Raw genomic sequence first — 20,928 nt, forward strand, 5'->3', positions numbered from 1 at the left:
TTTTGTGGTTATTACTTGATGTTATAACCGTAATGATGAATTAAGTTTAATAATAAATTAGTCGTTTTAAAAACTATAGACCAAGGTTACTGCTGTTTGGCTATCTAGGTTTTTTTTATCCAGTTCAACTTCGCTGTTGTAATCTAAGCTAAAGGTAAACTTTAATTGTAGTGTTGAAATTAGTTTAGTTGTCAGCGTGGTCACCGCTTTATATATACTATTATCACTGGCTTTGAGAGCTTGCTTTGCACTTAAAAATTGTTTTAATTCAACATGCTCTCCTAATTTTCTGATATAAACGGCTTGTGCTTGGATGATCCAACTCACATCGGTTTGTTCTGGTGCTGTGTCTGTCGCTTTAAATAAGTCTCGTTTATATCCTGGGCCAATATCTCCCCAAAGTGACGCGTCTGTGGTCTTGTACCAATGACGTCCCCAGCCTGTTGAAATTGAATTTTGGTTAATAAAACTACTAAAGTCATTTTCTTCAAACCAGATATTGCCATAGATATAGTTTTTTTCTTGGTTGTTTATGCTGTAGTTTGTTTGTGATGTTATCGTAGATTTTTTATCGGTGGTTTTAAAGTGAGTGTTATTATTTTCATCAGAGACGTCGGCTTTTTTTAATAACAAGTCGATATTTAACAAACTCAACCAAGCACCATTTTTCCAGCGAAGATCAATCCCTGTTTTCATATCTCCACTTTTAGTATTACCCGTTTTATATAATAAACCAAGTTCAGCAGAGCCGGAAAACATCGGTGAAGGGGGTTGTTTGACTTTGTTTGCTTTTTCTAAACTAGTGATAATATCAGCAGGGCTTGCTTGTGAAAATAGGGCGGTTGACTGGTTTGTCACATAGATGCTTTCTGCTTGAGCCATGCTTCCTTTTGCATAAACGCCAACACTTAAAAGATAAAAGGTTATAAAAGTAAATGAACGAATCATTGTGTCTCTTTATTTAAACAAATTTAAGCAAGGTTATTGAGCTGTGATTTATAAACACTTTAGTTAAAGATAAAACTAAATTTATCGACAGCGTACTCATGGAGTGTGACCAAAATCACAGTGTTAATGGGCGTCATTATAAAGAGATTTCTGTTTTTTTAAAGTAGCTCAATGAAATTAGTGCATAAAAAAAGGGCAGAAAGCCCTTTTTTTGAATACTCTCAGCAATAATCGCTATTTGATCAGCGCATTCAACTTACCAGATTGATAAAGGTCGAACATGCTATCTAGGCTAATCGGTTTGATTTTACTAGCATTCCCTGCAGTATTAAATGCTTCATAGCGAGCAACGCAAATTTCTGACATGGCTTTAGTGGTTTCAGCAAGAAATTTACGTGGATCAAATTCACTAGGGTTGTGCGCCAAAAAGCGACGCGTTGCGCCAGTAGATGCTAACCTTAAATCAGTATCAATATTGACTTTGCGAACGCCATTTTTAATGCCTTCTTGAATTTGTTCAACCGGTACACCATATGTTTCTGGAATATTACCACCAAACTCATTTATGACCGCAAGCCACTCTTGTGGCACTGATGATGAACCATGCATAACCAAGTGAGTATTAGGAATACGGGTATGAATAGCTTTGATACGATCTATGGCTAAAATATCATCTGTGGGGGGGCGGGTAAATTTGTAGGCACCGTGTGAAGTACCACAAGCAATAGCTAAAGCATCGACTTGCGTCTTTTGTACAAAATCAGCCGCTTCTTCAGGGTTAGTTAACATTTGCTCCATAGTTAACTTACCTTCAGCGCCAATACCATCTTCTTCGCCAGCTTCGCCTGTTTCTAATGAACCTAAACAGCCAAGTTCACCCTCTACAGATACGCCACAAGCATGAGCCATTTCAACGGTTCGACGGGTAACATCAACATTGTACTCGTAACTACTTGGTGTTTTACCATCGTCCATTAACGATCCGTCCATCATCACTGATGAAAAACCCAATTGAATGGAACGCTGGCATACACTTGGCGAGGTGCCATGATCTTGATGCATAACCACAGGGATATGAGGGAACTCTTCAATCGCTGCTAGAATTAAATGACGCAAAAATGGTGCACCAGCATACTTACGAGCACCTGCAGAGCCTTGTAAAATTACTGGGCTGTCTGTTTTATCTGCTGCAATCATAATTGCACGCACTTGCTCTAAATTATTTACATTAAATGCAGGGATGCCATATTCAAATTCAGCTGCATGATCAAGCATTTGACGCATTGAAATTAAAGCCATTGATTACTCCTAGGTTAAGCCAATTGATTTTGTGGGTGGATATGAAAACATTCAATAATATCAATAAAATTATATCAGGTTTTCAGCATTTGAGGCATTAAAAATTATAATTTTGATACTTTGTTATTTCACTGAAGGCTTTGTAAAAAAATTACTAAAACAATCAGGGAAATGCCTGCATGTTGACTAGGTTTTGATTTGAACCTTTGAAAGTTAGCTACAAAGTAACGATGCAGATAAACCCAAGTAAAGGCGCTTTAACTTGTCTTTACTTGGGAACTTAGATGAAATTGTAACTTTGCAGTGATTTTTTGGTGGGAAGCTAGTTACAGCTGACTTGCTCTTTGCTCTAGAATTTCTACCGCGGGTAATTTCTTTCCTTCTAAGAATTCTAAGAAAGCTCCGCCTCCTGTGGAAATATATGAAACCTTATCTTTGATATTATATTTATCAACTGCGGCTAAGGTGTCACCACCGCCAGCAATTGAAAAAGCAGTTGAATCAGCAATGGCTTGAGCGATAGTTTCAGTGCCTTTACCAAATTGATCAAATTCAAACACGCCGACAGGTCCATTCCATACAATCGTGCCTGCATTTTTAATGATGGTAGCAAGTTGTTCTGCTGAGTCAGGACCAATATCAAAAATCATCTCATCATTGGTAACATCATTGACTTTTTTCAGTGTAGCTGCAGCAGTAGGAGAAAATTCATTAGCAACAACTACATCACTGGGTACAGGTATATCGCCATTATTACTTCGAGCTTGAGCTGTTAAGCGTTGAGCTTCAGCTACCAAATCTGCTTCGTATAATGATTTACCAACATTGTAATTAGCTGCGGCAATAAAAGTATTAGCAATACCTCCGCCAACAATAAGCTGATCTACAATGGTCGATAATGATTCTAACACGGTTAATTTAGTCGATACTTTTGAGCCACCCACAATGGCAACTAACGGACGGGCAGGGTTGTCAAGTGCTTTGCCTAAGGCGTCTAATTCGCCGGTAAGTAATGGGCCTCCACAAGCAATAGCTGCATATTTTGCTACCCCATGAGTACTTGCTTGTGCCCGATGCGCAGTGCCAAATGCATCCATCACATACACATCGCACAAATTGGCAAGTTGCTGTGCTAAGGCATCATCATTTTTCTTTTCACCTTGATTAAATCTTACATTTTCAAGTACCACTAACTCACCATCGCCAATATCAACACCTGTAAGGTAGTCTTTAACCAAGCGAACAGGGTAATTAAGGGCAGCGGCTAAATAATCAGCAACAGGTTTTAGCGAATACTCTTCATTGAACTCCCCTTCAGTTGGACGGCCAAGGTGAGACATAACCATGACCTTTGCTCCCGCTTCTAACGCTTGCTGTATTGTCGGTAATGCCGCTAGTAAACGGGCATCTGAAGTGATTTTGCCATCTTGAATAGGCACGTTTAAGTCTTCACGAATAAGTACGCGCTTATTGGCTAAGTCAATATTAGCCATGTTAATAATTGTCATGTTTGACTCCAAATAGGTAATAATTCAGTGTGATTATTCGTTCTCTAATACGTCAGTAGTTTTTAATGAGAACTCAGCAAGCAAGTCGTGGATAAAGCGGTTTAATTCACCTGCCATTAACGCAAAGTCAGCATCTAATTTGGCAATAACATCATCGCTATCAATATCATCATTTTGTTCTTGGATAACATCAAAAAACTTAATACGTTTAATCGACAAGTCATCACAGAGCATAAAAGATAACGATTCATCCCATTCTAGTGCTACTTTAACCATATATTTATCAGCATCAAGGTGGTGCTTTATTTCATCGCTTTCTAAATCTTGGTTTTTAACTCTGACAACAGCGCCATCGTCGCCAAGGGCATTAAATTCGGCTTCCATCCCCAATTGAAATTTGGCAGATAAATTCTTTTTAATTAGCCAGTCAGTCATGGTTTCATCGGCTTGAACATCAGGCTCTAGCGTGGTGACAGGCAAGGTGCCTAACACTTTACGAAGTAAGGCCAATAAATCTTCTGCCTTGCCACGGGCGCTAGCATTAATAACAATAATATTATCTTTAGGGCTAATATAAGCGTGAGTATCTGAAATACGAGAGAATGCGCGAGGTAAGAGTTCAAAAATAATGTCTTCTTTAAACTGCTCTTTTTCTTTTTTAGTCGCACCGCGACCTTGTTCTTGTTCTAAAACATTGACTTTTTGTTCGAGCATATCTTTGATAACAGGAGCAGGTAATATTTTTTCTTCTTTACGTGCACAAATCAAAAAATTGCCATTGGCGGTATGCACAGGTGAATCTCCGTGCTTCCCTAGGGCGTTTACCCAACCAAAATGTGATTGTTCGGTAGAGCCACAAGGGGTGAAAAGGTGTTCGTTGAGATGTTTTTCTAACGCTTGGTCTGAATGCTCAAATGGACGAGTAAACGCGAAAAAATATAGGTTTTTAAACCACATAAAGTCTATCCTAGGCTTGTATGCTCACTGAGCTAAGCCCTTTAATGTGCTTAGGGCATAGTGACTAACAGTAAGGCTGTTTTTTTTAAAAAGCCATATTACCTGAAAAGCACCTAGGGATCATCAGCATTTATTAAATGCTTAGGTTAAGATCGCATATCGGGTAATTCGATATGATAACTCAATCCTTGTTCCTCTTCGCTTTGTGCGGTAATGGTACCATTTAGCGTATCAACCACGAGATTCTTAACGATATGAGTTCCTAGACCTGTACCTCCTTTGCCTTCTTTGGTCGTATAAAAAGCATCAAATAGCTTGCTTAATGCAGTATTGCTCATACCATGACCGTTATCCTTATAGTCAATAATTAATTTGCTGTGGTGTAATTTAACATCGATAGTTATTTCACCGCGGTTGATATGGGTAAATGCATGGGTAATTGAGTTAATAATTAAGTTAATAATAATCTGAGCAATAGCCCCTGGGTGGCTGTATACTTCAATGCTTTCATCGCAATGTACTTTAATACAATGATTGGTTTTTTTTAATTTAGGGTGCAGAGATTGGATGATTTGGTCAATATAATTTCCGACATTGATTAAGCGTGTTTTATCGCTGGTTTGATCAACGGCCACATGTTTAAAGCTGGTCAGTAGTTCAGATGCTCTATTAAGATTACTTGTTAATAGCTCTGCACTTTTATTTGCATTTTCAATGAAGTCAGCAATACTGCGTTTAGACATTTTATTTTGTTCTAGTGCTTGTTTTAAACGCACTATTTGCTCTAATAAAAAGCTAGACGAGGTGATGCTAATTCCTACGGGAGTGCTAATTTCATGGGATACTTCAGCTGAAATTTTACCTAGCGAGGCCATTTTCTCGGTTTCGAGTAGTCGTTCTTTGGCTTTATTTAATTCTTCAATAGAGTGTATTAACTCTTTATTGGTTGTTAATAATGTTTTTTCTGTTTTACTGCGACGAATATTTTCTTCTTGTAAGCTCTGTTTTTGTTGCAATAATTGTTTTTGTTGAACTTCCATTTTTAACATTATGCTACTTAACGAGGAGGTTTTTTTAGCCACTTCTTGTTCAAGTAGAAGATTTTGTTCATCGATTTGCTCTTTAGCAAGATCCGTTTCTTGTTGGGACTTTGCCAGTTTTTCTTTGAAATCAACTAACTCATCTATTAAGTTGTTATAAGCATCTTCTAGAACATTTAGCTCGTTTTGTTCATAATTCATTGAATGTAGTTTAGATGCTTCTGGGTCATCTAAATCAACTTGCCTAATTTGTTCGGTTAGTTCATGAAGAGGCGATGTTAATAGTCGGTTAAAAGCGAGCGTAAATAAAAACACTAAAAATGCAGTCTTGACCATGGCATTGCCTATAAGGAAATAAATCCCCACTTCAATACGACTGAATATTACTGCATCACTTGAGAGTAGTATAACTCTACCGACACTGGTTGTTCGCCCAGAAAACTCAAAAATTAGCGGAAAAGAGTGACCAAACAGCCCTTCTGTAATCGAGCTGATGCCGTTTGAGTCGTTTTTATATCTTCCCATGTGTGCTTTTATTTTTTCAGGAGAAATAGTTTCTCCTAGCTGAGTAATGACATTGTTTGCTTCATCAGTAACAATAATCCCTTTGATCATGGGAATGGCTATAAGCCCTTCTGAGATGTCAATTGCTTGTTGTGTATTTAGCTCCCACACGGCGCGCGTTAAACTGCCACTGATGGTTTTCTCTAAGGTGAGGAGTTCACTGTTGATATGATTTTTTGTATTGAAGTACTCGGCAATAATTTGAATACCGGTAACGCTCACCGTTAATATAAAATAAAAGGAGAGTACTCTAGTCAGTAGTTTTCGCGAAAGGCTTGTTACTTTCATGTAATTTAATTCATATTCTTTACCGTTATTATGACGTTAACTACTTTTTATTCAAGGAAATTTTTTATAAAAAGTTAAGAGGCAATATGCATAGATAATTCTCAATTAGAACAAATGATCTATAAAGTAAACTCTCGTGCTATTTTTAGTAACATGTCATATTTTTATGCTGTTGTCATATTTATGTAATAAAACGCTAATAGCATAGCGAGCAAATAATTTATTACTTGTATTCTTTAAATACAATTTTTTATAAAGGGCTTAAAACATGAAACTAGTAAAAAGTACTCTTGCGTTAACAGTATGCACAATTTTAGCACAGCCGGCACTTGCCGCGAATGTTGATATTTACGGGCGAGCAGATGTGTCATTACAATCATCAGACAATGGTGAAGGACGCTTCAGCGAAATTAACTCTAATGCTTCTCGCATTGGTTTTAAAGGTACTCATGAAATCAACGATAATCTAGCGGTGATCTACCAAGCAGAATTTGAAGTGGACATTGATGGTGACGGCGATGTTTTTAAGGCTCGTAATCAATTTATTGGTTTGAAAGGGGCTTTAGGTGAGGTGCTTTTAGGTAAAAATGATTCTATGATGAAGCAATCTCAAGGCAAAACCGATTTGTTTAGTGATTATAATGCAGACATTAAACACCTTTGGAAAGGTGAAAACCGTTTAAGTGATACCCTTACTTATAAATCACCTAAATTTAATGGTTTTCAACTTGGTGTAACGTATATGGCTGAAGAGGATGTTGATGGGCAAGATGCGCTATCAATAGCCGCTTTCTACGGTGATAAAAAACTTAAAAAATCTAAGGTATTTGCCTCGGTAGCAATGGACTCAGATGTTAAAGGTTATGATACTGTAAGAGCTACGGTTCAAGGTAAAGTCAAAGGTGTGACGTTAGGTTTAATGCTACAAAACCAAGAAAACATTGATAGTGGTGCTGAAATGGACGGTTTGATGGTTTCGGCTAAATACAAAGTAGGGGCGACGACATTAAAAGGCCAATATCAAATAGCAGACCACAAAGGTGGAGAGAAAAATACAGGTATTACAGCTGGCGTTGATTATAAACTAGCAAAAACCACAAAACTCTATGCTTACTACACTACCTTTGATCTTAAAACAGCCGATTCAGATGAAGATTACTTAGCTGCGGGTATTCAGTATAAGTTCTAGTGGGTTTAGATACTTTATTATTAAGCCGCATAGCGGCTTTTTTGTATCATAAAATAGCGGTTGGTTAGCATAGGGACATATTTGCTATGATAATTATTAGTGCTATTGGCATAATTGGAACAACTGTCATAATTATGTCATGTTTGTCATGCACAATATTATGATATTACATTAAGTAAATTTATTTTGGGACGTTGCGATGAGTGGCTACATTTTAGTTGTTGAAGATGAAACTCCAATTAGGGAAATGATCACCTTTGTATTAGAGCAAAACGGTTTTAACTCAGTTGAGGCAGTTGATATAAAACAAGCTAAGGAAAAAATTGTTGAACCTTATCCTGATTTGATTTTACTTGATTGGATGTTACCCGGTGGCAGCGGCGTTAAATTAGCTAAAGAATTAAAGCAAAGTGAATATAGCCGTAATATCCCTATCATTATGTTAACCGCTCGTGCTGATGAAGATGATAAAGTAAAAGGGCTAGATGCTGGTGTTGATGATTATGTGACTAAGCCTTTCTCACCCAAAGAGCTAGTGGCACGTATTAAAGCTGTTATTCGAAGGGTATCACCAACGTTATTAGCTGAAAAAGTAGAATTTCATGGTTTGAAGTTAGATCCTGTTTCGCATCATGTCACCATTGATGAAGTTCCTGTTGATTTAGGCCCCACAGAATTTCGCTTGCTGCATTTTTTTATGACCCATACCGAACGAGTATACTCTAGAGAGCAGTTGCTTGATAACGTTTGGGGAACTAATGTGTATGTTGAAGACCGAACCGTAGATGTTCATATAAGGCGCTTACGAAAGGCTATTTCAGGAGCTGGTCATGAAGACTTCATTCAAACGGTTCGTGGCGCAGGCTATCGCTTTTCAGGAAAATCAACAGGAAAGGTTAATAAACTAACCTCAGCAACAAGCTAAAAGAAACGCTTTAGAGCTAGCTAATTTTTATAGCTAATTCATGTTGTATTTTAATGTAAACAAGAAAGTAATGATGCCAGCCAAAATACCCGTTATCAATAATCATGATTTTCGTTTTCACTCTGGCATCGAGGCATTACCCGATGCTGCGCTTATTTTATCACCTAAACTAGTGATTATGTCAGGGAATAAAAAAGCACAACGCTTATTGGGTATGCGCTTTCCTGATGATGTTGGTAAGCAGATAGAGCAACTGCTAGTTGATCCGGTTTTTTCTGATTATTTATCACAAGATAATTTTGAGTCTCCTTGTTTGATTACTTCCCCGATAAATGATGAATTACAATTAGAAATTTCTGTGATGGCCTTTGGTAGCGAACGTGTTTTTTTGATGGCACGAGCAATTTCTAAATACCATAGAATGAAGAAAATGCGTCGCGAGTTTGTTGCTAATGTATCACATGAATTAAAAACGCCACTGACTGTAGTTCGGGGGTATGTGGAAATGATTCAAGAAACTGAACATGGATTTAACCCTCATTGGCAAAAGATTTTTGATACCATCGAAGGGCAAGTATCGCGAATGGAGCGCTTAGTCGAGCAATTACTTAGCTTATCTAAAGTTGAAAACAATCGTGATGACGATGATATGAAGCTAGTAGATATGCCAAAACTTATTGAAAACCTCGTTGAAGATGCTAGGTGGCTGAATCAATCAAAGCAACATCACATTCGAACTAATCTTACTGAAGAGGTTGGTGTTTTTGGTATTGAAACTGAGCTTAAAAGTGCTTGCGCTAACTTGATATCGAATGCTATTGCCTATACACCAAAAAATGGGGTTATTGAGATTAACTGGATGAAAAATGGCGATAAAGTGATTTTTAGTGTCAAAGATAATGGTTACGGTATTAAAGCCGATCAAGTCAATCGTTTAACTGAGCGCTTTTACCGCATTGATAAATCACGTTCGCGCGATACTGGCGGTTCAGGGCTTGGATTGGCCATTGTTAAACATGTATTACTCCATCATAAGGCGGAGCTAGTCATTAATAGCGAGTGGGGGAAAGGGAGTGAGTTTGCGATTTATTTTGATGAAGGCTTAGCTTGTTAAGATACTTTCTAAGCGTTAAAGCCTTCGTGGGCTGAGTCCAGTAAATTGAGGTATAGCGCGCTTACCTAGTAATATCTACCATTAGATCATCTGCTATATGCTCTAGTGCGCCTATTAATTTATCAACGTCAGTTTCATTTACAGCAATTTGTACCTTAGCGTTAAACATAAGTTGACCGGTATGTGCAGCGCTAGACCGTGAACTAACTAGCTTGATTAAATTACCGCCTTGATGGTTGATAACCGAAGCTATTTCTTGAACAATTCCTGCTCTATCATTGGCTGTAAGCTCTAGTGCTAAGTTGGTACTCGCTTTGTCAGTATGCTTAGTAGCTAACTCTATTTGGCATTTTAAACCCTCTATATGACTAAGTGCTGTGATTAATGATTGGGTGTTAGTCTCATCTACAGCAACTTCAATAACTCCCGCAAAAAAATCAGATAAGTGATGCAAGCTACTTACCTGCCAGTTACCTTGGTGTTCATTAATGATTTTAGATAAGGTATCAACAATGCCAGTTTTATCTGGGCCAATACATGAAATTACGATGTGATTCATAGGGGATCCTTTAATACGGAGTTTTCGAAGAATAAAAAGTTTACTAAGTAATAATTTTAACGGGTTCGTGTAAGTTGGCTTAGTTCTTTATCGAACTGTTCGCTATCACCGAGATTAAGCTCAATTAATCGACGTAAGTGGCTAACACTATCGATATCAATTGCGTCACACTTTAAGCCTGTTTCATCTCCTTTTTGGTGCACCACAATAATATCCATAGTGACCTGCGATACGTTGTCAGTTAAAAAGAAGGTTAAAGTACCGCGCTTATCTTTAAATGACTGCTCTGCAGATATTGCCGTCACTAATGCACCATTGAGAGAAATATCATGTATAGACACAGGATAGATCTTACCTTCAAGATTTAACTCGGCGTTAATTGAAAATAATATTCGGGTAAAATGGCGTCTATTTTCCATATAATCTTTCTTCTCTATGCATCATAGCTTTAGCATAGCTGTCTTTTAAAAAAAAGGCACTTAAAAAATCAATATAGAAGTTTTAAGTGCCTGGTGTTAAGGGTAAAGACTTGGTAAATTTCTTAGCCTATTTTTTTATACTTTATTCTATGAGGCTCGATAGCTGCCGCACCATAGGTTTTTTTCAGCCAAGCTTCATAGTCAGTAAAGTTACCTTCGAAGAAGTTAATCTGACCTTCATCTCGGTAATCTAAAATATGAGTGGCAATTCTGTCTAAAAACCAGCGATCATGAGAAATGACCATAGCGCAACCTGGAAACTCTAAAATTGCTTCTTCAAGTGCGCGTAACGTTTCCACGTCTAAATCGTTGGTTGGTTCATCGAGTAATAATAAATTACCGCCGGTTTTTACTAGTTTGGCTAAATGAACACGATTGCGTTCACCACCAGATAAATCTTTGATGAATTTTTGTTGATCGTTACCTTTAAAATTAAAACGAGAACAATACGCACGGCTCGGTATTTGGTAGGTGCCTATTTCTAAAATATCGTGACCTTCAGAGATTTCCTGATATACGGTATTGTTTTCATCCATATCATCTCTAAATTGATCTACACTAGCAAGCTGAACTGTTTCGCCTAGCTCTATGGTGCCGGCATCTTGTTTCTCAGCCCCTGACATCATTTTAAATAACGTCGATTTACCTGCACCATTCGCGCCTATAATACCAACAATAGCCCCTTTAGGTATTGAAAAGCTTAAATCATCAATTAATAATCGCCCATCAAATGATTTGCTTACGTTATTTACTTCTAAAACTTTATCACCTAAACGTGGTCCAGGTGGTATGTAAAGCTCATTAGTTTCATTTCGTTTTTGATTTTCTTGGCTGCTTAGTTCTTCAAATCGCGCCATACGTGCTTTACTTTTAGCTTGTCGTGCTTTTGGGTTAGAACGAACCCACTCTAACTCTTGTTTAATGGTTTTTTGTAAGGCGTTTTCACTTTTACTTTCTTGCGCTAAACGTGTATCTTTTTGCTCAAGCCATGAGGAGTAATTGCCTTCCCATGGAATACCTTCACCTCTATCAAGTTCTAAAATCCAGCCAGCTACGTTATCAAGGAAGTATCTATCATGGGTTATCGCAACTACAGTGCCAGGGTAGTCATGTAAGAAACGCTCTAACCAGGCAACAGATTCAGCATCTAAATGGTTAGTTGGCTCATCCAGCAATAACATATCTGGTTTTTGTAATAATAAGTGACATAAGGCCACGCGGCGACGTTCACCACCACTGAGTACCGATATTTTTTGTTCCCAAGCTGGTAGGCGCAATGCATCGGCAGCTCGTTCGAGTACATTATCAATATTATGACCATCTTGGGTATTAATAATATCTTCTAGTTGACCTTGCTCTTTTGCCAGTGCATCAAAGTCAGCACCTTCTTCGGCATACTCGTTATAAACTTCATCTAAACGTTTGAGTGCATTTTTTACGGTTGATACTGCTTCTTCTACCACTTCACGTACGGTTTTATTTTCATCAAGCTGAGGCTCTTGGGGTAAATAACCAATTTTGGTACCTGAGAGTGCATTTGCTTCACCTTCAAATTCTTTATCAATACCCGCCATAATCCTCAGCAAAGTTGACTTGCCTGCGCCATTTAGACCTAGTACACCAATTTTAGCGCCGGGAAAAAAGGAAAGAGATATGTTTTTTAAAATGGTGCGTTTTGGTGGAACCACTTTGCTAACGCGGTTCATCGAAAATATAAATTTATCAGGAAGTGCCATGACTTAGCCTTTTGCTTGCAAAAATAGAATGGTCGATATTTTAGGTAAAAGCCGCAGGGTTAGCAAATATCATTTGTGATCAAAAGTTAAGCATCTTATAAAACCATGTTATTGCTTGATGAAAGGCAGAGGAAAAAGGTTGTAATTATTGTTTAAAAGCGACATTCTTGCTTTAAAATATATCGTATACTAATTATTGGGTTGACTGCAGGTATAAATCACCGGACTTTTAATAACATATGTCAAGTATTCTGTTTAAAAAAAAGCTATCTTCAAATCAAAAGCAATTTTTTCTTGCTGTAGTATTGGGTGTTGTTGGGGCGTTAGTGAACTTTTTTCCCGTTTCCTTAGCATTTAACATATCACTCGTCCTTGGAAATGCAGCTTACATTATAGCGGCTTCCTTACTTAGGCCAAGTTTTACCTTTGTTTGTGCGTTAATTACCGTTATACCTCTTTATTTTTATTGGGGGCATCCCAATGGTTTTATAACGTTTGGTCTTGAAGCCCTCTTTATCTCAATATTACGCGCCCGTGGTTGGTATGTGCTTTCAGCCGGCTTATTGTATTGGTTGATAATTGGTATGCCTTTAACCGCCATATTAGTGCTAATTCACCTTGATTATGCACAAGGCTACGTTTTATTTACAATTTTTAAACAAGGTATCAATGCGGTACTCTATACGTCTTTTGCATGTATCATAATGTTTACCTTGGATTTTTATGTGCAAAATAAAGGGTTTTACCAACCTAAACTCAATAAAAGTTTACCAAAGTGGTTATTCTATTATTTTTGGAGTATTTCTGTCTTTATAGCGGTTGGTGCTTCTCTTTTTCTAAGCACACGCTTTGTAGACCTACAAAGAAGTAATATTAAAAATGAATTAAATATTAGCAATGCTTATATTGCTAGTATCGGAAATAGTTATATTAATGAACACCGAATTGCTATTCAAAGTTTAGCTGACCAAATATCATTCACACAACACCCTGAAAGTAATGATGAAATATTATCAAGACTACACAGTTTATATCCAGGGTTTATTACTATGTTTATTGCATCTGAACATGGGATCATTAAACAGGCATCGCCAAAAAGCATGCTACCAAATTTAAAATTAAATCAATACTCCGTAAAGGATCGCCCTTACTTTATAAATACCATGAACAAAAAACAATTAAATGTGTCTCCTATATTTCAGGGAAGAGGGTTTGGAAATGCGCCCATAGTGGCAATAAGTGCCCCCATTTATGCTAAAAATAATACGAGTAAACCTGTGGGAATTGTAGAAGGTTCATTAAATGTTGGTGAGTTTGGTTTCTATCATAAAAAAGGCCATGACAATAGTGATATTAAAATTATTGTTACAGACAACAATGATAGCATAATTTATGGGTCACAAGTTTTTGGGTTTGATACCTTGACCAAATTGGACTACCAAGTCGACTTGTTACATCAGGAACATAGCTTAATTACATTAAATACTCCCAATACGGGGAAAAAGAATTATTTATATAAAGAAAAAGAATTAGAATCAGGGTGGAAGATTTATTCATTAATTGAGCATGACGTGCTTTTAAATATAACAGAGCGCTTATACTTATTGATATTTTTAGCGTTATTTATCATTCTATTTTTAGCTGGATTTTTAGCTAAGCTTTTTGCCCATACAATCAATCGCCCTTTAGCGTTTGTAATGCGAGAATTATCAAAAGATGATACGAGGCCTTATCCAACTACGATTCCATATGATACACCTATCGAAATAGAGGAACTCTACCAGGAATTAAAAATAAGTCGGCAGGCCATATTAAGTCATCAAGTGGAATTAGAAAACAAAGTTAGAGAACAAACTGATAAATTAACTCAAGCGAATAACTCGTTAGAAAACTTAGCCAATACTGATACTTTAACAGGTCTTAACAACCGACGTTATTTTGAAAAAAACTTCTCTTTAATTCAAGCTGTGTTAACGCGTAATAATTCTAAAATGATGTTTATCATTTTAGATATCGATCACTTTAAGGTTATTAATGATAAATATGGCCACTTATTTGGCGACTACTGTTTAAAAACGCTAGGACAAATAATCTCATCTTTGTTCAAGCGTGATTCTGATGTAGTCGCTCGGTTTGGTGGTGAAGAGTTTGTGATAGTTTCCCAATGCAGTAGCTTTGATGAAGCTAAAGTGAGATGTGAAGAGTTACGTAATAAAATCGAGAACTTCTGTTTTAAATGTGATTTAGATAATACGTTTAAGTTAACTGCTTCTATCGGAGTTGCCTTTGGTAACGCAAGTTATGCTAAAGAATTAGAAGCGTGGTTATCCATTGCGGATGTTTGCCTTTATCATGTTAAAGAACATGGAAGAAATAGTACAGAGATAAAAACAGTTAACTAGTTGAAAAACAGACTTTAAAGTGTTTTTGTACATACCACTTTAAGATACGATCAGAGCCATAAGTTCAAACTAAAAGATTTAACCTTTATTTCATGCAAAAAACGCTAAGCATCTTTTGCATGATAAATAAAACTAGCGTTTATGGAGGTTAACTTTTGTTTATTTGATGCGCTAGTGCAGTTAATAAGTTGATTACATCGGTGCTAGCATGTTCCATGGTCGTTAAATCTTTAATCGCCTGAGTCATATTACCCGTTTTTGCTGCTTTTAACGCGCTTATACCATATTTATGTACTTGTTCATGGGGTGAATCAAGTTGCTTAAAAGCTTTAAATTTTGAATACTTTTCAGCACCTTCACCTTGAAAGTACCATTGGCCTAGTCGACAATTTTTATGATTAGAAAAATCGTCGATATTTTGAGTAGATTCACCAACAATGACCTTATAAACCTCCAACTTCCAAACGACATGATCCATTTTCACCGTCTGTAAATATGCATCGGCAGTAGAGTTTGTTATTACTGCATACATCTTTTTAGAAGTATTGACTATGCTCTTGGCAGTTGTTTCTATATTGCTTGTGCTTTGTGTTATTTCGCTACTGTTTTCCCCAACTTCATGAATTCCACCAATGACTTGTTCCATTTGCTGATTTACTTGTTCAATCAAGTTTGAAATTTCATTTGATGCTTCAGCCGAGCGTTGCGCCAACGTTCTAACTTCATCAGCAACAACAGCAAATCCGCGCCCTTGCTCACCTGCTCTTGCCGCTTCAATAGCTGCATTAAGGGCCAACAAGTTAGTTTGATCCGAAATACCTTTGATGATATTAACAAAGTCGTTAATACCAGCAGTGGCTGATTTCAAGTTATCAACAGAAGTGGAAGCATTTTGGCTGTCTTTACTAATTTTTGTTGTAGCAATAATTGTAGTGGTTAGCATTGAAAGAATTTCATTGAATAATGCTTCTGAAGATTGAAATTCGTCACGATGATCGATAAGTATATTAGAGGAAGCGGCAAGTTCTTCACGAATATCGTTTATTAAAGTACCAGAGTCTAACCATAAATTATTGATTTCTCCTTGATGCTGGTAGCGCTCGGTATTGTTTGCCATATCTTGCGCGAGTTGCTGACTTTCATGGTTGGTATTGGCAACTTTACTTTCTAATGATGAGAGTTGTTCTTTAAGTTGACTATTTTCTTTTTGCAGAGCTGAGAATTCTTCTTTACTAGGAAAACCAAACATATAATTAACACCTTTGCTTTATGAAATATTAATTTATTATCGTAACGAGTTGCTAAGTATAACTAAAGCTTTTTATTATACAAATGTGAATTATGGCGTCATTTTTGGGGCATTAGTTCATCACCAGGCATTAACCCTGAAATCACACTAACCATGTTGTTTTGTTGAACTTTTCCTAACCTAACAAAGCGACGCTGCGCTTCACCATTGACATTTAGCCAGACAAAATCTAATTGACCCACTTGAGCAACTTTGTTGATGGGTATCAAGAGTTGCTGTTGCTCTCCTGCGGGGATTAGCAAACGGGCATACATGCCTGATAGTAAATTTTCATTGGCGCTAATGCGTGTTTTGATTAAAAAGCTTCTAGAGCCAGTGTTTGCTGCGGGGACTATTTCTTCTATTTGCCCAACTAGGGTTTTATTAAGGCTAGGTAGTTCAACCGTAATTGATTGGCCGATTTTGAGTGTTAATGCTAAACGCTCTCTTACCTGTGCCTCAACTCTCAAGGATAAAGGGTTGTACAAAGAGAGTAGTTTGGTGCCTGGTTGAGCGGTATCACCTGGCTCAGCAAAACGGTTGACAATAATGCCATTGATGGGGGCAAGCAAGTTGGCATATTGTAACCTTGTGGTGTTTTGAGAGAGCGCTTGTTTTGCTGCCGTTAACTCTGCATTAATGCTTTGATAGTCAGCGCGCTTCTTGTCTAGCTCAAATTCAGAAATCAACAATTTTTTCATAAGTGTTTTTGAGCGTTCAAGGTTCTGTTTAGCCTCATTCTGCCGAGCACGTAAGGCATTCACATTTTGTTTGGCTTGTAATACTTGTGATTTTAAATCACCTTGCTCGAGTTGAATTAATAGATCGCCTTGCTTAACTGTGTCTCCGGCTCTGACGTGAATATTGTCTATACGAGCTAAAATTCTGGAAGAAATAATGGTGGCTTGTTTTGCTTCAATACTTGCGGCAACAGACTCAAAAATAGGTACTTTACTGGCATTTACAGTATAACTGTCTGTTTTATCAATAACCGCCATATTGTATTTTTGCTGTAAATCCTCTTTGGTTACAGGGGATATTTTCTCATTAAAATAACCAGCAAGCCAAGCAACCATTAACAACAAGAGGGCTAAGGCTATAAGCGGTATGATTAGTTTTTGTGCAGTACCTTGTTTTGCATCGTTGTGTGTCATAATGCTTCCTCTGTTAAATGCATGTGTTTAGTTGTTTTAGTGTCAGCACTTTTATTCTCAAAAACTAATAAGTAGACAATAGGTACAACCAAGAGAGTGAAGATAGTGGATGAAATAATACCGAATATAATCGCTATTGCTAAACCGCTGAAAACAGGATCTAAGGTAATAATTAAGTTACCTAATAACGTAGTGCCAGCAGTTAATAAAACTGGGCGCATGCGCACGGCTCCTGCCTGTATTAGCGCCTCTTTGATAGGGCTGCCTTGTTTACGTGCTTGGGTAATAAACTCGATTAAAATAAGCGAGTTTCGTACGACAATACCGGCCAGTGCTATCATGCCTATCATCGCTGTGGCGGTAAATAGTACGGGGTCAGGTGCATTAGCTATTTCACGTTCCCCTAATTGATTAAGCATAAAAAAGCCTGGCATTATACCAATCACTGTCAGCGGGATAGCCGACATGATAATAGCTGATAGTGCTGCTGACCCTGTTTGAATGCGAAGTACAAAATAGATAGCGGTTAATGCAAAAGCGAAGGCAATACCCATATCTCGAAATACACGAATAGTGATGCGCCACTCGCCTTCACCACTCCATGATAAGTGTATATTTTCAGGCAATTCCCAGTTGTTACCACCGCCACTATTCAAGAAAGTTCGGCTTTGCCACTGTTTTGTTTGCTCAGTAGTTAATATTTTCTCAGGAGCCGTTTTGTACTGAAGATCGCTGTTAATATCGGCAATTACAGCTGCAGGCGTTCTACCTGAAAGATCAGCAGTTACATATACCACAGACTTTAAGTCTTTATGGAAAATGGGTTGATCACTAGTAGTGTGCTCAAACCGCCCTAATTCACCAAGGGATACTATAGATTGAGGGGCAATATCTATCCCTTGAGCCGTACTCTTTTGTAACATTGAGCTTTGCCCTTTGAGCGTTAACCTGTAAAAATCAGCGAGGGTTTCGCGCTGTTCAAGTGGGATTTTGACATTAATTGCTAATGGCGAGGCTTCGTTGGCTATATGCATGTAACCGCCAACTCTTCCAGCATTGGCTACCGCTAGTGTTTGATTGATATTTTGTGTTGAAACACCTGACAATGCCGCTTTAGTTTTATCGGTAACAAAGCGCAAATTGTGCTGAATATCACCCACCGTTGAATCCACTTCTACTACATGCGGCTCTTGTGTTAATCGCTGCATAACAATGTTAGCAGCTTGTTGTAGTTCACTGTATTGCGTAAATTCATCGCCATAAAGTTCAGTAACTAAGGTGCTGAGTACTGGTGGGCCGGGTGGCACTTCAACCACCTTGATATTAATACCTTGTTCTGGGTTATTTAGTGATTTGAGCTGCTCTCTTAACCTTAAAACTATGGCGTGAGATTGATGCTGTCGCTGGGTTTTGTCGTATAGGATAATGCGCAAGTCAGCCATATTTGGCGATAGGCGTTGATAATATTGTCTCACCATGCCATTAAAGTCTATTGGAGAAGGGGTGCCAACATAGGCAGAAATCGCTTTTATTTCTGGGAATTGTTGCACTTTAACAGAAATGCTTTTCGCCATAGCAGCTGTTTGCTCTAAGGTCGCGTTTTCTGGCATATTGACAATAATTTGTATTTCATTTTTGTTGTCAAAAGGTAACAATTTAAGTGGAACCAAACGCAGCACAGGTAATAGGGCGGCTATTACAAACAATACTAGTACTAGCCAGAGTACTAACTTACCTTTTTTACGGCTGTTTAACAGCGGTGTTAGCAAGCGACGGTAAAAGACACTAAACCCTTGTTCTGCGGTATTAGTATTATTTATTTGCTGATGAGGTTTTGCTTTGATAAATTTCGCTGCTAGCCAAGGTGTAATTAGAAAAGCAACAAGTGTTGAACTAATAACACTCAAGGGAACGTTAAAGGCCATTGGCGCCATATAAGGGCCCATCATACCAGTGATATAGGCGAGTGGTACGAAGGCTAATACTATGGTTAATGTTGACATTAATAACGGCACGCGAATTTCATTTATAGCATGAACAATTGCACCGTTGAGCTCTTTTTTTGTGGTTTTGCCTTTTATCTTTTTTAGATATCGCTCAATGTTATCCACACCAGTTATTGGGTCATCGACTAATAAACCTAATGCTAGAATTAAGGCGAACAGAGTGACTCGGTTAATGGTATAACCAAAAATTAGGTCTAGTGATAATGTTATGCCATAACATACCGGTACAGCTAGGCCAACGACAATAGCAGAGCGCCAACCTAAGAAAACGGCAATAAAGACCACTACAGTAAATACGGCAAATGCCAAGCTGGTGGTGAGGTTGTTTACTTTTTCATTGGCTGTTTCACCGTAATCACGCAATATTTCAACATGGACACCATGTGGAAATATGGATTGTTGTAGCTGAGCCATTTTGTCGTGTACTGCTTGAGCTACCGTCACCGCATTACTGCCACGTTGTTTGGCTACACTAATGGTGACAGCCGGATAATCACCATTATTTATATTGCCAGGCGTTTGTGAATATAGCGCTTGTTGATGGTCATTGGCAAAATCAATCCAAGTATAGTTGAGTTGCTCACTAGGGCCATCAACAATACTGGCAATATCGTTTAGTAGCACCACACTTCCATCTATCACGCTTATTGGTGTTGCTTTTAACGTTTCAATATCTCGAATGACATCACCGCTCTCAAAGCGAAAAGACTGGTTTTCTAATGCTAAATTGCCATGGTGCTGCAATGTGTTTGAAGCCCGAATGGCGGTGAGTATATCGCCAATGGCAATTTTTCTTGCAGTCAACTGTTCGGGATCTAAATTAACTTGAATTTCTCTTGAGCGACCGCCAATAATATTTACTTCACTAGTATTGTCAATGGCTTGTAAGAAGGTGGATACCTCCTCAGCTAAGCGCCGTAAACTATAGTCATCAACAGCATTGCTATCACTACTCCATAAACCCAGCATCACAATAGGCACATCATCCACTTCAATAGGTTGTACACGCCAATTACTGACAATGTTAGGAATTTTATCGGTATTAGAATAGAGTTTATTGTAGGTATTAAGCAGTGCTCGCTCACGGTTTTCACCAACATGAAACCTTAAGGTCACTACGGCTTGACTGTTATGTGTCACGGAGTAGACATGCTCAACACCACTCACTTGTGTTAATAACTTCTCTAAAGGGGTCGTAACTAGTCGTTCAACTTGTGAAACACTTATACCAGGCGCAGTAACAACAACATCTATCATTGGCACTACAATTTGAGGCTCTTCTTCGCGTGGGGTGAAGTGCAATGCTGCCATGCCAGCAAACATTGATAGGATTAACATAATAAAAGGTATTTTACTTGCTAAAACGCGACTGAGTAATTGAGAAGTATAATTATTTTGAGTGTGCATAATTGGTCAGCTTAGTGGTGTTTGTTTGCCTTGTTAAAAATGCTTGACTAGGCAGCTAAATTGCC

Annotated in this window: 15 protein-coding genes; 4 read left to right on the forward strand and 11 right to left on the reverse strand. The window is 37.9% G+C overall.

What is annotated here, in order from left to right; genetic code table 11:
- Positions 1-66: 66 nt before the first annotated feature.
- The 5 genes from ABXG98_RS10080 to ABXG98_RS10100 all read right to left on the reverse strand — a co-directional run bounded on the left by ABXG98_RS10080 (position 67) and on the right by ABXG98_RS10100 (position 6,604).
- Positions 67-948, reverse strand: a complete 882-nt coding sequence (locus tag ABXG98_RS10080) for a DUF481 domain-containing protein (protein WP_353538544.1) — start codon at positions 946-948, stop codon at positions 67-69.
- Between the two features lie 234 nt (positions 949-1,182).
- Complete coding sequence (gene fba / locus ABXG98_RS10085; RefSeq protein WP_353538545.1) at positions 1,183-2,247, reverse strand: class II fructose-bisphosphate aldolase; 1,065 nt, start codon at positions 2,245-2,247, stop codon at positions 1,183-1,185.
- A 326-nt stretch (positions 2,248-2,573) separates the two neighbouring features.
- Complete coding sequence (locus ABXG98_RS10090) at positions 2,574-3,755, reverse strand: phosphoglycerate kinase (RefSeq protein WP_353538546.1); 1,182 nt, start codon at positions 3,753-3,755, stop codon at positions 2,574-2,576.
- A gap of 33 nt (positions 3,756-3,788) precedes the next feature.
- Positions 3,789-4,712: a recombination-associated protein RdgC gene (gene rdgC, locus ABXG98_RS10095; RefSeq protein WP_353538547.1), complete on the reverse strand. Its 924-nt coding sequence runs from the start codon at positions 4,710-4,712 to the stop codon at positions 3,789-3,791.
- A 146-nt stretch (positions 4,713-4,858) separates the two neighbouring features.
- On the reverse strand, positions 4,859-6,604 hold the full coding sequence (locus tag ABXG98_RS10100) for an ATP-binding protein (protein WP_353538548.1): 1,746 nt from the start codon (positions 6,602-6,604) through the stop codon (positions 4,859-4,861).
- A 268-nt stretch (positions 6,605-6,872) separates the two neighbouring features.
- Between ABXG98_RS10100 and ABXG98_RS10105 the strand changes: the two genes are divergently transcribed.
- The 3 genes from ABXG98_RS10105 (at position 6,873) to phoR (ending at position 9,832) form a co-directional block, all read left to right on the forward strand.
- A complete protein-coding gene (locus tag ABXG98_RS10105; protein WP_353538549.1) occupies positions 6,873-7,793 on the forward strand; it encodes a porin in 921 nt (306 codons plus the stop codon).
- 199 nt (positions 7,794-7,992) lie between these two features.
- Positions 7,993-8,718, forward strand: a complete 726-nt coding sequence (gene phoB, locus ABXG98_RS10110; RefSeq protein ID WP_353538550.1) for a phosphate regulon transcriptional regulator PhoB — start codon at positions 7,993-7,995, stop codon at positions 8,716-8,718.
- A 70-nt stretch (positions 8,719-8,788) separates the two neighbouring features.
- Entirely contained in the window at positions 8,789-9,832 is a 1,044-nt protein-coding gene (phoR, locus tag ABXG98_RS10115; RefSeq protein WP_353538551.1) for a phosphate regulon sensor histidine kinase PhoR, read from the forward strand.
- Positions 9,833-9,893: 61 nt separating this feature from the next.
- On the opposite strand, the gene ABXG98_RS10120 is transcribed toward phoR, so the two are convergent.
- The 3 genes from ABXG98_RS10120 to ettA all read right to left on the reverse strand — a co-directional run bounded on the left by ABXG98_RS10120 (position 9,894) and on the right by ettA (position 12,606).
- A complete protein-coding gene (locus tag ABXG98_RS10120) occupies positions 9,894-10,391 on the reverse strand; it encodes a glycine cleavage system transcriptional repressor (RefSeq protein WP_353538552.1) in 498 nt (165 codons plus the stop codon).
- A 56-nt stretch (positions 10,392-10,447) separates the two neighbouring features.
- Entirely contained in the window at positions 10,448-10,810 is a 363-nt protein-coding gene (locus ABXG98_RS10125; protein WP_353538553.1) for a PilZ domain-containing protein, read from the reverse strand.
- Positions 10,811-10,932: 122 nt separating this feature from the next.
- Positions 10,933-12,606, reverse strand: coding sequence for an energy-dependent translational throttle protein EttA (gene ettA, locus ABXG98_RS10130; RefSeq protein ID WP_353538554.1), 1,674 nt, complete (start codon positions 12,604-12,606; stop codon positions 10,933-10,935).
- Positions 12,607-13,151: 545 nt separating this feature from the next.
- Between ettA and ABXG98_RS10135 the strand changes: the two genes are divergently transcribed.
- A complete protein-coding gene (locus ABXG98_RS10135; protein WP_353538555.1) occupies positions 13,152-15,008 on the forward strand; it encodes a sensor domain-containing diguanylate cyclase in 1,857 nt (618 codons plus the stop codon).
- 148 nt (positions 15,009-15,156) lie between these two features.
- Here the strand turns inward: ABXG98_RS10135 and ABXG98_RS10140 are convergent, their stop codons facing one another.
- From ABXG98_RS10140 to ABXG98_RS10150, 3 genes are all read right to left on the reverse strand, one after another.
- On the reverse strand, positions 15,157-16,257 hold the full coding sequence (locus tag ABXG98_RS10140) for a methyl-accepting chemotaxis protein (protein WP_353538556.1): 1,101 nt from the start codon (positions 16,255-16,257) through the stop codon (positions 15,157-15,159).
- A gap of 98 nt (positions 16,258-16,355) precedes the next feature.
- Positions 16,356-17,450 (reverse strand): efflux RND transporter periplasmic adaptor subunit, encoded by a 1,095-nt coding sequence (locus ABXG98_RS10145; protein ID WP_353538557.1) that lies wholly within the window; start codon positions 17,448-17,450, stop codon positions 16,356-16,358.
- Positions 17,447-20,863 (reverse strand): efflux RND transporter permease subunit, encoded by a 3,417-nt coding sequence (locus tag ABXG98_RS10150; protein ID WP_353538558.1) that lies wholly within the window; start codon positions 20,861-20,863, stop codon positions 17,447-17,449. The genes ABXG98_RS10145 and ABXG98_RS10150 overlap by 4 nt, the downstream gene beginning before the upstream one ends.
- Between the last annotated feature and the right edge of the window lie 65 nt (positions 20,864-20,928).

This window comes from Colwellia sp. KU-HH00111, assembly GCF_040362745.1.
Classification (GTDB): domain Bacteria; phylum Pseudomonadota; class Gammaproteobacteria; order Enterobacterales; family Alteromonadaceae; genus Colwellia.

Bases quoted from the DNA above. Each gene is read 5' to 3' on its own strand.
- ABXG98_RS10080 (WP_353538544.1), bottom strand. From the start codon at position 948: ATGATTCGTTCATTTACTTTTATAACCTTTTATCTTTTAAGTGTTGGC.
- fba (WP_353538545.1), bottom strand. From the start codon at position 2,247: ATGGCTTTAATTTCAATGCGTCAAATGCTTGATCATGCAGCTGAATTT.
- ABXG98_RS10090 (WP_353538546.1), bottom strand. From the start codon at position 3,755: ATGACAATTATTAACATGGCTAATATTGACTTAGCCAATAAGCGCGTA.
- rdgC (WP_353538547.1), bottom strand. From the start codon at position 4,712: ATGTGGTTTAAAAACCTATATTTTTTCGCGTTTACTCGTCCATTTGAG.
- ABXG98_RS10100 (WP_353538548.1), bottom strand. From the start codon at position 6,604: ATGAAAGTAACAAGCCTTTCGCGAAAACTACTGACTAGAGTACTCTCC.
- ABXG98_RS10105 (WP_353538549.1), top strand. From the start codon at position 6,873: ATGAAACTAGTAAAAAGTACTCTTGCGTTAACAGTATGCACAATTTTA.
- phoB (WP_353538550.1), top strand. From the start codon at position 7,993: ATGAGTGGCTACATTTTAGTTGTTGAAGATGAAACTCCAATTAGGGAA.
- phoR (WP_353538551.1), top strand. From the start codon at position 8,789: ATGATGCCAGCCAAAATACCCGTTATCAATAATCATGATTTTCGTTTT.
- ABXG98_RS10120 (WP_353538552.1), bottom strand. From the start codon at position 10,391: ATGAATCACATCGTAATTTCATGTATTGGCCCAGATAAAACTGGCATT.
- ABXG98_RS10125 (WP_353538553.1), bottom strand. From the start codon at position 10,810: ATGGAAAATAGACGCCATTTTACCCGAATATTATTTTCAATTAACGCC.
- ettA (WP_353538554.1), bottom strand. From the start codon at position 12,606: ATGGCACTTCCTGATAAATTTATATTTTCGATGAACCGCGTTAGCAAA.
- ABXG98_RS10140 (WP_353538556.1), bottom strand. From the start codon at position 16,257: ATGTTTGGTTTTCCTAGTAAAGAAGAATTCTCAGCTCTGCAAAAAGAA.
- ABXG98_RS10145 (WP_353538557.1), bottom strand. From the start codon at position 17,450: ATGACACACAACGATGCAAAACAAGGTACTGCACAAAAACTAATCATA.
- ABXG98_RS10150 (WP_353538558.1), bottom strand. From the start codon at position 20,863: ATGCACACTCAAAATAATTATACTTCTCAATTACTCAGTCGCGTTTTA.